The organism is Methylovirgula sp. 4M-Z18 (assembly GCF_037890675.1).
In the GTDB taxonomy this organism is placed as follows: Bacteria; Pseudomonadota; Alphaproteobacteria; order Rhizobiales; family Beijerinckiaceae; genus 4M-Z18.
In genome coordinates this window covers 4,685,517-4,697,998 of record NZ_CP149574.1, presented here as the reverse complement: position 1 = coordinate 4,697,998, position 12,482 = coordinate 4,685,517, and the positions used below count along the sequence as shown (strand labels likewise).

12 protein-coding genes are annotated in these 12,482 nt (G+C 62.7%); 5 read left to right on the top strand and 7 right to left on the bottom strand.

Annotated features, from left to right (window positions below; translation table 11 throughout):
* The first annotated feature begins 194 nt into the window (after nucleotides 1-194).
* Nucleotides 195-773: a methylated-DNA--[protein]-cysteine S-methyltransferase gene (locus V9T28_RS21740; protein WP_116401376.1), complete on the top strand. Its 579-nt coding sequence runs from the start codon at nucleotides 195-197 to the stop codon at nucleotides 771-773.
* 192 nt (nucleotides 774-965) lie between these two features.
* Here V9T28_RS21740 and V9T28_RS21735 read toward each other — a convergent pair whose 3' ends face one another.
* Nucleotides 966-1,541 (bottom strand): hypothetical protein, encoded by a 576-nt coding sequence (locus V9T28_RS21735; RefSeq protein WP_116401204.1) that lies wholly within the window; start codon nucleotides 1,539-1,541, stop codon nucleotides 966-968.
* A 259-nt stretch (nucleotides 1,542-1,800) separates the two neighbouring features.
* Between V9T28_RS21735 and V9T28_RS21730 the strand changes: the two genes are divergently transcribed.
* Nucleotides 1,801-2,943 carry a glycosyltransferase family 4 protein gene (locus tag V9T28_RS21730; protein ID WP_116401203.1) on the top strand — a complete coding sequence of 381 codons (1,143 nt, stop codon included), beginning with the start codon at nucleotides 1,801-1,803 and terminating at the stop codon, nucleotides 2,941-2,943.
* Nucleotides 2,940-3,584, top strand: coding sequence for a class I SAM-dependent methyltransferase (locus tag V9T28_RS21725; RefSeq protein WP_116401202.1), 645 nt, complete (start codon nucleotides 2,940-2,942; stop codon nucleotides 3,582-3,584). Before V9T28_RS21730 ends, V9T28_RS21725 begins: the two co-directional genes overlap by 4 nt.
* 71 nt (nucleotides 3,585-3,655) lie before the next feature.
* Here the strand turns inward: V9T28_RS21725 and V9T28_RS21720 are convergent, their stop codons facing one another.
* Nucleotides 3,656-4,144, bottom strand: a complete 489-nt coding sequence (locus tag V9T28_RS21720) for a GNAT family N-acetyltransferase (protein WP_116401201.1) — start codon at nucleotides 4,142-4,144, stop codon at nucleotides 3,656-3,658.
* A 9-nt stretch (nucleotides 4,145-4,153) separates the two neighbouring features.
* Complete coding sequence (gene dnaN, locus V9T28_RS21715; protein ID WP_116401200.1) at nucleotides 4,154-5,272, bottom strand: DNA polymerase III subunit beta; 1,119 nt, start codon at nucleotides 5,270-5,272, stop codon at nucleotides 4,154-4,156.
* A gap of 209 nt (nucleotides 5,273-5,481) precedes the next feature.
* On the opposite strand from dnaN, the gene V9T28_RS21710 reads away from it, so the two are divergent.
* Nucleotides 5,482-7,602, top strand: coding sequence for a transglycosylase domain-containing protein (locus tag V9T28_RS21710; RefSeq protein WP_116401199.1), 2,121 nt, complete (start codon nucleotides 5,482-5,484; stop codon nucleotides 7,600-7,602).
* 19 nt (nucleotides 7,603-7,621) lie between these two features.
* Here V9T28_RS21710 and V9T28_RS21705 read toward each other — a convergent pair whose 3' ends face one another.
* Nucleotides 7,622-8,329, bottom strand: coding sequence for a DUF1345 domain-containing protein (locus tag V9T28_RS21705; protein WP_116401198.1), 708 nt, complete (start codon nucleotides 8,327-8,329; stop codon nucleotides 7,622-7,624).
* A 272-nt stretch (nucleotides 8,330-8,601) separates the two neighbouring features.
* Nucleotides 8,602-9,528, bottom strand: coding sequence for a polyprenyl synthetase family protein (locus V9T28_RS21700; RefSeq protein ID WP_116401197.1), 927 nt, complete (start codon nucleotides 9,526-9,528; stop codon nucleotides 8,602-8,604).
* Nucleotides 9,529-9,928: 400 nt separating this feature from the next.
* On the opposite strand from V9T28_RS21700, the gene mtgA reads away from it, so the two are divergent.
* Nucleotides 9,929-10,615, top strand: coding sequence for a monofunctional biosynthetic peptidoglycan transglycosylase (gene mtgA, locus V9T28_RS21695; RefSeq protein WP_116401375.1), 687 nt, complete (start codon nucleotides 9,929-9,931; stop codon nucleotides 10,613-10,615).
* Here mtgA and V9T28_RS21690 read toward each other — a convergent pair.
* Both V9T28_RS21690 and V9T28_RS21685 read right to left on the bottom strand, forming a co-directional pair.
* Nucleotides 10,608-11,300 (bottom strand): glutamine amidotransferase, encoded by a 693-nt coding sequence (locus tag V9T28_RS21690; RefSeq protein WP_339071794.1) that lies wholly within the window; start codon nucleotides 11,298-11,300, stop codon nucleotides 10,608-10,610. The two genes, mtgA and V9T28_RS21690, sit on opposite strands and share 8 nt — an antisense overlap.
* A 262-nt stretch (nucleotides 11,301-11,562) precedes the next feature.
* Nucleotides 11,563-12,459, bottom strand: coding sequence for a DMT family transporter (locus V9T28_RS21685; protein ID WP_116401374.1), 897 nt, complete (start codon nucleotides 12,457-12,459; stop codon nucleotides 11,563-11,565).
* Nucleotides 12,460-12,482: the final 23 nt, after the last annotated feature.

Sequence of the window (12,482 nt, the reverse complement as noted above, 5' to 3'; positions counted from 1 at the left end):
GCGTTGCGGCGCGGAAGCCTAATTTATGGATGGCGCAGAGGGGCCTCGCCACCTATTCCCGCCTTTTCCGTGCTTTCGGGTGGCGCGCGACATCGCAAAGCACCACATTAGGCTTGAAAACGAATCGCGACCACGGCAATGTTCGCTTTGCGTTCTATCATGAGTTGATCCCTGGGGTATCCGGAAAGACCGCCATGAGCACCGATTATCACTACCGGCTTTTCGACACCGCTTTCGGTCCCTGCGGTCTGGCCTGGGGCGAAGATGGCATCGTCTCCTTGCGCATTCCTGGCGAGGATGCCGCGACGATCGAGCGCAGGCTGCGGCAATTGACCGGCAAGCATGCGCCGAGCACGCCGCCCAAGGTCATTCTGCATGCGATTGTGAAAATCCAGGCCTATCTCGACGGCCGCGACGTGTCGTTCGACGACGTGAAACTCGATGTCAGCGCCTGCGAACCGCTGCATCAAAAAGTCTATGCCGCCGCCCGGGCGCTCCCCTACGGCCGCACCATGACCTATGGCGAAATGGCGAAATCCATCGGCCAGCCCGAGGGCGCGCGCGATGTCGGCTATGCCCTGTCGCGCAATCCGATCGCGATCATCATTCCCTGCCACCGCATTCTGGCAGCCGGCAATCAGATCGGCGGGTTTTCCGCCTATGGCGGCACCAAAACCAAGGAACGGCTGCTCATTCTGGAAGGCGCGTCCTTTGCCGCGCCGCCGGCGAAAGAGAAGAAACCGGCGGGCGATCAGTTACAATTGCTGTTCTAACCCTGGGACCGCGAGCGTCCCGCTCGCCGGAAAAGGCGTGCCGATTTTGCAAAAGTGAGCGCTGACGTTCATCCAGGCCTTCAGCACGGCGCTTGCGCGCCGTTTGCGGGCGGGACGTTTGCGGTCCCTGGGGCCGGCAATCTTAAGAAGCGCATTGGCCCCGCCACCGCCCTTGGGTCGATGCAAAGCAAATCATTTGATTGCATTAACTTGTAATTGCACAAATCCCCATGTCCTCGACTCATTGCCGCCGTTGACCTCGCCTGAATGTGCAAACAACTTTTTCCACATGTTGGATTGGCGAAGAGCCAGAGCATCTTGCTTGGCCTGCTCTTTTGTCGGAATTGAAAGCAGGTTTGTTCGGAACGGCTCTCGCTCCTGACAATATTTGATAATGTCATCATACCGGAAGTTAAATGGCACGCCGGCAAGAACCCAGCCACTAGCGAGGAGGAAAAATGATGAGCCCGATTGAGCGTAGGGAAAATATGGCAGTTGAGCTAGATCGCCCATTGATCCAGGTAAAAATAAAGGTCCGCCCTCATGCTCGTGAGTGGCATAACAAAACGTGAATTTGTTCCCTGGCCATAGAATCGGTCCGAGTTCGAGATCCTTCTCATTTTCCGGTTTGCGCAATTCGGCGATGGCGGCCGTTTCGCCGATCGAGACGTAATGATTGACGCGCATTGCCAGCGAAGCAGGATCTTCGGCAAAGCTGGCCGTTGCAAAGCAGAGGCAGAGGAGAAGTGGTGCTAGAAGACTTTTCATGATGTTGCGATTGTTCCGCGCCGTAGGTCGCGAGCAGCTTATGGCGCGCTACGCTCGAAGGGAAGGGAACTGAATCTGTGCCGCCCTTGGACCGCGAGCGTCCCGCTCGCCGGGAAAGGGAAGCTGATTTTAGAGAGATGGGCGTCAACGTTGATCCAGGCCTTTAGCACGGCGATTGCGCGCCATTTGCGGGCGGGACGCCCGCGGTCCCAGGCAGCGCATTGACCGCGCCGCTCCCCTCGGCTTATGTGACGACCGCATGACCGACCGCCGCAAACTCCTCTTTCTCGTCAGCGAAGACTGGTTTTTCATTTCGCATTTTCTTGTCACCGCGCAAGCCGCAATCCATGCCGGCTTCGATGTGAGGGTGGCGCTGCGTGTGAAGGACGAGGCGCGCGTCAAAACCATTGAAGACGCAGGCGTCAAGCTCATTCGCATCAACCATGTGCGCGGTTTCGGCTCACCACTCGCCATGCTCGGCGATATCGGCAATTACGCCCGCGTCATTCGCGGCGTGGCACCGGACGTGCTGCATCTCGTGTCCCTGCGCATTGTGCTGTTCGGCGCAGTGGCCGGCATTCTCGCGGGGGCGCGCAAGCGGCTGCACGCGGTGACGGGCCTTGGTGTGATGGGCGCGAGCACCAGCGCGAAAGCGAAGATCGCGCGCCGGGTCATCGGCTTTTTGCTGCGCTACCCGCTCAACGGCCGGAACGTGCGCCTCGTGTTCGAAAATGCCGACGATCCGATCAGCCTGGGGCTCAACCCCAACGATCCGCGCCATGTGACCGTCGGCGGTGCCGGCGTCGATCCGGATGCCTGGGCGGTTGCGCCCTTGCCGCCGGGGCGGCCGCTCAAGCTCGCGCTGGTCGCGCGTATGGTGGAATCGAAAGGCGTGATCGAGGCGGTCGAGGCGGTCCAAGCCGCGCGGCGGCAGGGCGCCGACGTGACGCTCGATCTTTATGGCGATCCCGATCCGGAAAATCCGCGCAGCATTACCGAAGCGACCTTGCGGCAATGGTCGCAACATGACGGCATCGCGTGGCATGGCCGCACGTTGGATATTGCCCGGGTCTGGCGCGACCATCACATCGCACTGGTGCCGTCGCGCGGCGGCGAGGGGCTGCCGCGTTCGCTGCTGGAGGCTGCGGCGTCGGGACGCGCCATTCTCACGACCTCCACGCCGGGCTGCGATACATATGTGCGCGACGGCATCGAGGGATTGATCGTACCGCCAGCCGATGTGCCGGCGCTGACAAAGGCCATTTTGCGCTTTTGCGCCGATCCGACGCTGGTCACCGCCTGCGCGCAGGCGGCGCGGGCGCGCTTGAATGACGGCTTCACCACGGCGGCGGTGACGGCGAAGTTCGTCGCCGTCTATCAAGAGCTCGCGCGCAGCCGATGATCGCAGACGCCCGCGACTTCATTCTCACCCACACGCGCCCATTGTGTATGCCGCACGCGCCCGAGATCACGTTGCATCTTGCGGACGAGGCGACCGAACTGTGGCTGAAGACCGAAGAAGAACTCGGCGAAATGGGTCTGCCACCGCCGTTTTGGGCCTTCGCTTGGGCAGGCGGCCAGGCGTTGGCGCGCTACATTCTCGATTCGCCGCAAGTGGTTGCCGGCAAGCGCGTGCTCGATTTTGCCTCGGGCTCAGGCCTTGTCGGCATTGCTTGTGCGCTCAGCGGCGCGGCGAAAGTCGAGGCGAGCGAGATCGATTCCTTCGCGCTCGCTGCCATTCCGCTCAATGCGGAACTGAATGGCGTGACGCTTTTTCCACGCACCGGCGACATCATCGGCGAAAGCGGCGATTGGGATGTGGTGCTCGCGGGCGATGTATCCTACGAGCGGGACATGGCGAAGCGCGTGACGGATTGGCTGTTCGCCTTGCGGGCGCAAGGCAAGACCGTTCTGATCGGCGATCCGGGCCGCGCCTATCTCGATCGCGAACGGCTCACTGCCGTCGCCGAATATCAGGTGCCGGTGACGCGGGCGCTCGAAGACAGCGAAATCAAGCGCTCGTGTGTTTGGCAGTTTAAGTGAACGTGGGCGGCGAGTTCAGGCCGATGCTGCGGGCCTTCATCGACTTTGCCCGCGCCGAGCACCTGGCCGCTTTATCGACGCGCGCTCGCCGCTAAGCCTCGCAGCGCGGCGCCAGTGAGCTTGCACCCAGCCCAATCGTCCTTCATCTCGGCGCCGAGCTGTTTGTAAAAATCGATCGCCGGCGTGTTCCATGTCAGCACCGACCAATCGAGACGCACAAGGTCTTCGGCGACGCAGCGCGCGGCGAGATGCGCGAGCAGGGCACGGCCAAGGCCGAGGCCGCGGTGCGATTGCCCGACATAGAGATCTTCGAGATAGATGCCGTGCTGCCCGCCGAAGGTCGTGTAATTGTAATACCAGATCGCGATCCCCGCAGGTGCGCCGTTCCATTCGGCAAGATCGCAAAACACCTTCGGCTGCAGGCAGAACAACGCGTCAGCGAGCTTTTCTTCGCTCACCGTGAACGTGTCCAGGAGCTTCTCGTATTCCGCCAAATCATGCAGGAAACGCCAGATGTGCGGCGCGTCCGCGCGCGCCGCGGGGCGAATGTGCAGCGACATGAAAGCGCTTTACACGCGCATCGGCATGAGCACGTAAAGGGCCGCTGCGCCGTCGCGGTCCTGCACCAGGGTCGGCGAACCCGCATCGGCGAGCTTCAAAAGCGCCGTATCGCTATCAAGCTGCGCCGCAATGTCGAGCAGGTAGCGCGCGTTGAAGCCGATATCGATCGGCGCGGCGTCGTAATCGACTTCCAATTCTTCCGTCGCCGAACCGCTGTCCGGATTGGTGACGGACAAGGTCAGGCGGCCATCGGCGAGCGAGAGTTTCACCGCGCGGCCGCGCTCCGAGGAGATGGTGGACACACGGTCGACCGCCTGCGCGAATGTGTCGCGCTCGACGACCAAGCGCTTATCGTTGTTGGCCGGAATGACGCGGCCGTAATCCGGGAACGTGCCGTCGATCAGCTTGGAGGTCAGCACGACGCCGGCGAAGGTGAACCGCGCCTTGGTGGTGGACATTTCCACCGTGATGTCGTCGCCGCTGCTTTCGATCAATTTCAGCACTTCGGCCACGCATTTGCGCGGAATGATCACGCCGGCCATGCCGACCGAACCGGCTGGGGCCGGAATTTCCACGCGCGCCAGGCGGTGGCCGTCGGTCGCGACCGCGCGCAACATGGCGTGGCCGCCGACATCCGTCGTATGCATGTAAATGCCGTTGAGGTAATAACGCGTCTCTTCGGTGGAAATGGCGAACTGGGTCTTTTCGATCAGCTTTTTCAGATCGCCCGCCGCCAGGACGAATTTGTGGCTGAGGTCATCCGCCGACAGGTCGGGAAAATCGCTTTCGGGCAGGCTTTGCAATTGGAAGCGCGAGCGGCCCGAACGGAGGGTCAATTGGCCGGATTCGCCGGTCGTCTCCAACGAAACCTGCGCGCCGTCCGGCAATTTGCGCACGATGTCATAGAGCACATGAGCCGGCAAAGTGGTGCCGCCGGGCTGGGTCACATCGGCGCCGAGGGTTTCGGTCACTTCCAGATCGAGGTCGGTGGCCTTGAGCGTCAGCGACTGACCCTTGGCCTGCAACAGCACGTTGGACAGGATCGGGATCGTGTTGCGCCGCTCGACGACGCGGTGGACATGGCCGAGCGATTTGAGCAGGGCCGCGCGTTCGAGGGTCACGAGCATAGGCAAATCCAATTCAACTCAAGGAGATAGATACTTGGGGGCGGAGACTTTTGCCTGTCTTGCGCAAAATCGCAAGAGGAAGCATGTGGATCGGCAGGCATCTGCCGCAATTTCCCCAATTTTTGGGTGCTCAACCCTTTACGGCCCCTTAATGGGCCGTGGCCTAAAATAAGTGCTATTATTTTGGGCAGAATTTGTAACGGGCGGGCATGTTTGATTTTCTGAAGGATGGCGTCTCGGCGGACGACCGGATCGCCGGCGCGCCCAAGCGCAAACGCAGCCCCGACGACGATCCGCCAAAACGGCCGAAAAAGCCGAAAAAAACGGTGCGGATGGCCCGGACGAAGCGCTCGCTCGCCCGGCGGCTGGCCTATTGGTGCGTCGTGCTCGGCGTCTGGGGCATCATCGGCCTCGCCGGGCTCATCACCTATTATGCCGGCCAATTGCCGCCCATCGACCAGCTCGAAGTGCCCAAGCGCCCGCCCAATATCGCCATCGTGGCGGAGGACGGCAGCCTGCTCGCCAATCGCGGCGATACGGGCGGCGCCGCGATCCATATCGCCGATTTGCCGCCCTATCTGCCCAAAGCCTTCGTCGCGATCGAAGACCGGCGCTTTTACCACCATTTCGGTATCGACCCGCTCGGCATCGCCCGAGCCGTTCTCTCGGACGTCATCCTGCGCCGCCACGTGCAAGGGGGCTCGACCCTGACCCAGCAGCTCGCCAAGAACCTGTTCCTGACCCAGGAGCGCACCTTGTCGCGCAAGATCCAGGAGGCGATCCTCGCCGTCTGGTTGGAGCATAAATACACCAAGGATCAGATCCTCGAGCTCTATCTCAACCGTGTCTATTTCGGTTCCGGCGCTTACGGCGTCGAGGCGGCGGCGGAGAAATATTACGGCAAGCATGCGAGCCAGGTGACACTCTCGGAAGCCGCCGTGCTCGCCGGCCTGATGAAATCGCCCTCGAAACTCGCCCCCAACCACAACCAGGATGCGGCCAATGCGCGCGCCAGGGACGTGATCTATGCCATGGAAAAAGAGGGCTTCATCACCGACGCCATGGCGAAGCTTGCCACCGCCCATCCGGCGCAGGTGGCGAAGGAAAACAATTCTTCCTCGATGAATTATGTCGCCGATTACGTGATGGACGTGCTCGACGACACGGTTGGCGCGATCGACCAGGACATCGTCGTCACCACGACGATCGATCCGAATTTGCAGAATGTCGGTGAAAAGGCGCTGACCGACGTGCTCGACAAGAAGGGCGGCAAATTCAACGTGAGCCAAGGGGCGCTCGTCGCCATGAATCCGAGCGGCGCGATCAAGACGATGATCGGCGGGCGCAATTATGCCGACAGCCAATTCAACCGCGCCGTTTCGGCCAAGCGTCAGCCCGGCTCCTCCTTCAAGCCGTTCGTCTATCTGGCCGCGATCGAGCGCGGCCTGACGCCGGATACGGTGCGCGAGGATGCGCCGCTGAACGTGAAGGGCTGGCAGCCGGAAAATTACACCAAACGCTATGCCGGTCCTGTCACGCTCACCCGGGCGCTGTCGCAATCACTCAACACGGTGGCCGTGCGGCTCGGGCTCGAAGTCGGCGCCAAGGCGATCGCGGCGACGGCGCACAAGCTCGGCATCACCTCCGACCTCGACCTCAATGCGTCGCTCGCGCTGGGCACGTCGGAGGTCTCGCCGCTCGAAATGGTGACGGCCTATGCACCTTTCGCCAATGGCGGCATTGCGGTGCAGCCGCATATCATCCGACAAGTTCGCACGGCGGGCGGTCAGGTTCTCTATACGCGCAAAGGCTCGAGCTTCGGCCGCGTGATCGACCAGGACGCGCTGTCCATGATGAACCGCATGCTGACCGAGACGCTGATTTCCGGCACGGCGCGCGGCGCGCAATTGCCGGGCTGGCAGGCCGCCGGCAAGACCGGCACGAGCCAGGATTACCGCGATGCGTGGTTCATCGGCTATACGAGCCACATGATCACCGGCGTCTGGCTCGGCAACGACGATTCCTCGCCGACCGAGCGCACCTCCGGCGGTTCCTTGCCGGTCGAGATCTGGAGCCGCTACATGCGCGCGGCGCATCAGGGCGTGCCCGTGGCCAGCCTGCCCGGCGGCATCTGGCAAAGCCCGGCGCCGCCGCCCGAAGAGCAACCGGATGCGGTCGTCTCCGATATGCCGCAGCCCGATCAGGTGCCGGTCCGGCAGGCCGATGTGCCACCGGACCTCGTTCCGCCGGCGTCGATCCCGAATGCCGGCCGCGATCAACCGCCGCCGCGGCGGGGGGGCGGCCTGTTTGAGCAATTGTTCAATCAGTGAGGGCGCGAGCCATCTCGCCTTATGATAGGAGCCCTGCCGCGATATTGATCGTCAAACCCAGAATCGCCATGTTGAAGAAGAAGGCGACGACACAGTGCACCAGCGCGACGCGGCGGATCGTGCGGCTGGTGATGTTGATGTCGGCGGTGGCCGAGGCGACGCCGATCACGAAAGCGAAATAAAGAAAGTCCATATAATCCGGCACGTCATCGAGGCCGGGAATGCCAAGGCCGCGCTTCTTCGGGTCGGTATTCTTCTCCTTGCGCCATTCGTCGAAATATTCATGTGCGTAATGCAGTGCGAAGATCACATGAACGAACGCCCAGGAACTCAAAATCGTGCTGCAGGCGAGACCAAGGTGCATATATTTCACGAGGCCTGTCGCATCCTTGACGGCGCCCAATTGCACGATGATGGCGGCGATGCTGGCAGTTGCTGCGACGATCGCAGACGCGAGGATGACGCCCTTGCCCTCGTCCTGCAGGGCCGCGTTGCGGCGGATCGTCTCGGGACGGGCATGCGCCATCATGCTGCCGATGCTGATCAGAAACAAAATCGTCGCGAGATTCCATGCCAGCAAGACGCGCGTCGCCAGGTGCCAATGGCTTGGAAACAGGAAGCCGGCAACAAGGCCGATCAGCAGACAGACGAACAGCCGCGGCCGGGCGCGGACATAGCGGACGAGGACGAAGTGCCTGCGATGCTGCGCCAAAACTCCGCTGTCCATGGTTAGGGCCTGTTAACACAATTGGATGGGGTCTGGACGTGAGCGAATTTGACCGAGTGGCAGGAGCCATGAGGAAGCAAGGCGTCCGCCTTGCGACGATTGGCGACGCACCAATCGGTCAAATTCGCCACGCCCCCTTCGGGGGTGAGGTGAAAAATGGTCATCTGCCGCGTCGCAATGCTTGCCGGTGCGGACGTACCGGCTACGCAATGCTCCTTGCTTATGACCATTTTTGACCTCATCCAGACCCTATCCAATTGTGTTAACAGGCCCTACTTCCGTCGTTGTGCGGTGAAGCGCGCGGCCTCGATCAAAATATCCGTCTGCCCGCGCCATTGCGGCAATTGCAACGCGCTTTCCGCCTCTGCAGCAAGGCGGTCGCGCTCGCGCTTGGCCGCCTCCAAGCCCAAGCTCGCCACCAACGTCGCCTTGTTGCGGTCGGCGTCCTTGCCCGCCTGCTTGCCGAGCGTGGCCGTGTCGCTCTCGGCATCGAGAATATCGTCGGCGATCTGGAAGGCGGCGCCGAGCGCCGAGCCGTAGCGCGCCAGAGCCTGCCGCGTTCCCACATCGGCCTTGCCGATCAGGCCGCCGGCCTCGACCGCGAAGCGCAGCAGCGCCCCCGTCTTCATGGCCTGGAGCTGGCCGATTTCAGACTCGCTGAGCGGTGCTGTGGCTTGTTCCGCGGCCAGATCGAGCGCCTGTCCGCCGGCCATGCCGCCGAGGCCGGACGCGCGGGCGAGCCCCGCGACCAGCCTCGCACGCACGGCCGGATCCGCATGGGTCGCGTCGTCCGCCATCACGTCGAAGGCATAGGTGAGCAGCGCGTCGCCGGCGAGAATGGCGGTCGCCTCGTCAAAGGCGCGATGCACCGTCGGGCGGCCGCGGCGCAAATCGTCGTCGTCCATGGCCGGCAGATCGTCGTGGACGAGCGAATAGCAATGGACGAGTTCGAGCGCCGCCGCCGCACGCCGCACGCCCTCGCCCTCGGACCCGAGCATCCTTGCCGTCTCGATCAGCAGAAACGGCCGCAAGCGCTTGCCGCCGCCGAGCACCGCATAGCGCATCGCTTCGATGAGGCGGGAAGGCCTAGCGATTTCCCCCGGCAGGGGGGCGGCACTCAGCAAAGCATCGAGCGTCGCCTCCATCGCGGCGGCAACGGCGGCAAGGCGCTCGGAAAATGCGGTGGAGGGTGGGGTCATCGGCGAGGACTCTGAATGATTTAGGACGAGATGCCCTAGCCGCCCGGGAAGGTCAAGCTTTGCCAAATTAGGACCTGTCGACACTCATAGATAGGGTCTGGATGAGGTCAAAAATGGTCATATGCAAGGAGCATTGCGCGGCCGGTACGTCCGTACCGGCAAGCATTGCGACGCGGCAGATGATCATTTTTCACCTCACCCCGAAGGGGCGTGGCGAATTTGCCCGATTGATGCGTCGCCAATCGCCGCAAGGCGGACGCCTTGCTTCCTCATGGCTCCTGCCACTCGGTCAAATTCGCTCACGTCCAGACCCTATCTATGAGTGTCGACAGGTCCTAAGCTTGCCCTTAGATTGAATGCTTGGCCCGCCGGGTCCCGCGTCGCCACCACGATCCTGCTCATGGCCAAGTTCCTTCGATTTTTGCGCCTTTTGTTCCGTCTCCTGGTGCTTGCCGGCTTCGCCTACGGCATTGCCGTGGGGGTGATGTTGTTCGTGTGGCGCGAGGTGCCGCCGGTTTCCGTGCTCATGCTTGGCCGCTGGGCCCTGTTGGAGCCGGTGGACCGGGTTTGGGTGCCGCTCGACCGCATCTCCGGCCATCTGCCCGCTGCGGTGCTGATGTCGGAGGACGGCCAGTTCTGCTATCATCACGGCGTCGATTGGGATGCGCTGAACGAGGTGATCACCCAGGCCGGCGAGAGGGGGCCGAAGCGCGGCGCCTCGACCGTGCCGATGCAGACGGCGCGCAATCTCTTTCTCGGCACGTGGCGCTCCGCGATCCGCAAGGGCATCGAGATCCCCGAGGCTTTGGCGCTCGACGCCTTGTGGCCGAAGCGGCGGATCATCGAAGTCTATCTCAACATTGCCGAATGGGGCGACGGCATTTACGGCGCCGAGGCGGCGGCGCAGCATTATTTCGGCAAGAGCGCTAAATCGCTGACCTTGCGCGAAGCGGCGCTGATGGCGACCGCCCTGCCCAACCCGAAATTGCGCAACCCCGCCCATCCGACGCCGCATCAACGGGCGCTGGCCTCGATCATCGTCCGCCGCGCGGCGGTTGCCGATCAATGGCTCGATTGCATCAGGTAGCCGGTTCGAGCCAAACTTTCAGGAATTCCTTGATCCAACGCCCGACGATGGCGTCGTATTGATACCAGCCGGCGAAATGGGCTGCGGGCGGTTGCGCGCCCAAATTTGCGAGCCGTTCGGCGCCGCGCGTGGTCCAGCGGCAGATCATCGCATAGGTGACTTCCGGATGAAATTGCAGCGCATAGGCATTTCGGCCGCAGCGATAGGCCTGAATCGGGAATTCGTCGCCTTCGGCCAGCAAGGTGGCGCCACGCGGCAGGTCGAAGCCTTCGCTATGCCACTGATACACATAGGCAGGAAAGGGCGCACCCTCTTGCGCCGTCACGTGATGGGCGGCGGCATGCGGCGCGATGGGATAATAGCCGGCCTCGATCCGGCCGTCAGTATGCTTATATACCCGTGCCCCGAGATGCCGCGTCAGCATCTGCGCGCCGAGGCAAAGCCCTAAGAACGGTTTGTCCTCGCGCAAGGGCTTGGCGAGCCAATCGATCTCGTTGCGGATATAGCCGTCTTCGTCATTGGCGCTCATCGGCCCGCCAAACACCACCGCACCCGCGTGGTCCGCCATATCCGTCGGCAGCGTGTCGCCGAATCGGGGCCGGCGGATGTCGAGATCGAAACCCATCCGGCGCAGCAGGAAACCGACGCGGCCAGCCGTCGAATGTTCCTGATGCAGGACGATCAAAATTCGCCCGCCTGTTGCCATTATGGGCGGCCCCCAAGGGCAACGCCGCCACACCGCGGTTGCGCGTGATCGGGCTTTGGCTGTGTCGCAATCGTGATTTTCATCAATTTGCAGTCGGAATTGGAGAGCATGCAAATGATCCAGAAGCAAGAATTGTTCCATACTTGTTTAAGCGAGGCCGCTTAAGAAAGAAAGAGAACGCGGCGCGCTTAGCTCCGCGTTCTCTTCGTATCGGTCCTGCCGCTGGATCAGATCGGGAGGCCTATTTCTTGTGCCAATTCACCAGCACCACGCCGCAAATCGCCATGGCGCCGCCAATGATGCCGAGCAGGGTCGGCACTTCGCCGAGCCACGCAAAGCCCAACAAGGTCGCGGCCGGCGGCACGCAATACATGAAGTTCGCGGCGCGGGCGGCGGGCAGGCGCGATAAGGCGACGGCCCAGGTGGCATATCCGATCAGGCTCGGGAAGATGCCGAGATAAATGACGGCGAAGAGGCTTGCCGCCGGCGCAGTCTGCGCCTGCCCGATGGCGCCCGGCAGAAATGGGATGAGCGCGAGCGCGCCGATCACCATGTTCCAGGCCGCGACGGTCAGCGGCTTGTGCCGGCGGAACAGCGGCTTTTGCGCGATAGCGGCGACGGCGGTGCACAGTGCCGCGCCGGCGATCAATAAGGCGCCGGCATCGATGCGCAGCCCCTGCCCTTCGCCAAGTGCGATCGCGCCGATGCCCGCGAGCGAGATGAGCGTGCCGAGCCAGGCTTTGCGGCTGAAGGATTCGCCCAGGAAAATACCGGCGAGCGCGGCGATGACGACGGGGTTGATGTTGATGATGAAGCTCGCCGCCCCCGCCGAAACCGTCTGTTCACCGGTGTTCAGCAGGATCGTATAGAGCGCGACGAAGAGGATGCCGCCGGCGGCAAAGCGCCAAATTTCCTGCTGGTTCGGCCATGCCGGCCGCAGCACGATCAGCATCGCCGCCGCCGGGACGGCCGCGACCGCGAAGCGGAGGGCACCGAGTTCCGCCGGACCGAAGGCTGTGAGTCCGGCGCGGATGGCGGGAAAGGCCGAGGCCCAGCTCAGAACGGTCGTCGCGACCGCCGCAAGAGTGATTGTATCCAGGCCGCGCGGTGCGCTGCGGCTCATCTCGATGGTGCTCATGATCGGTGCCCTTTGGCAAAAGT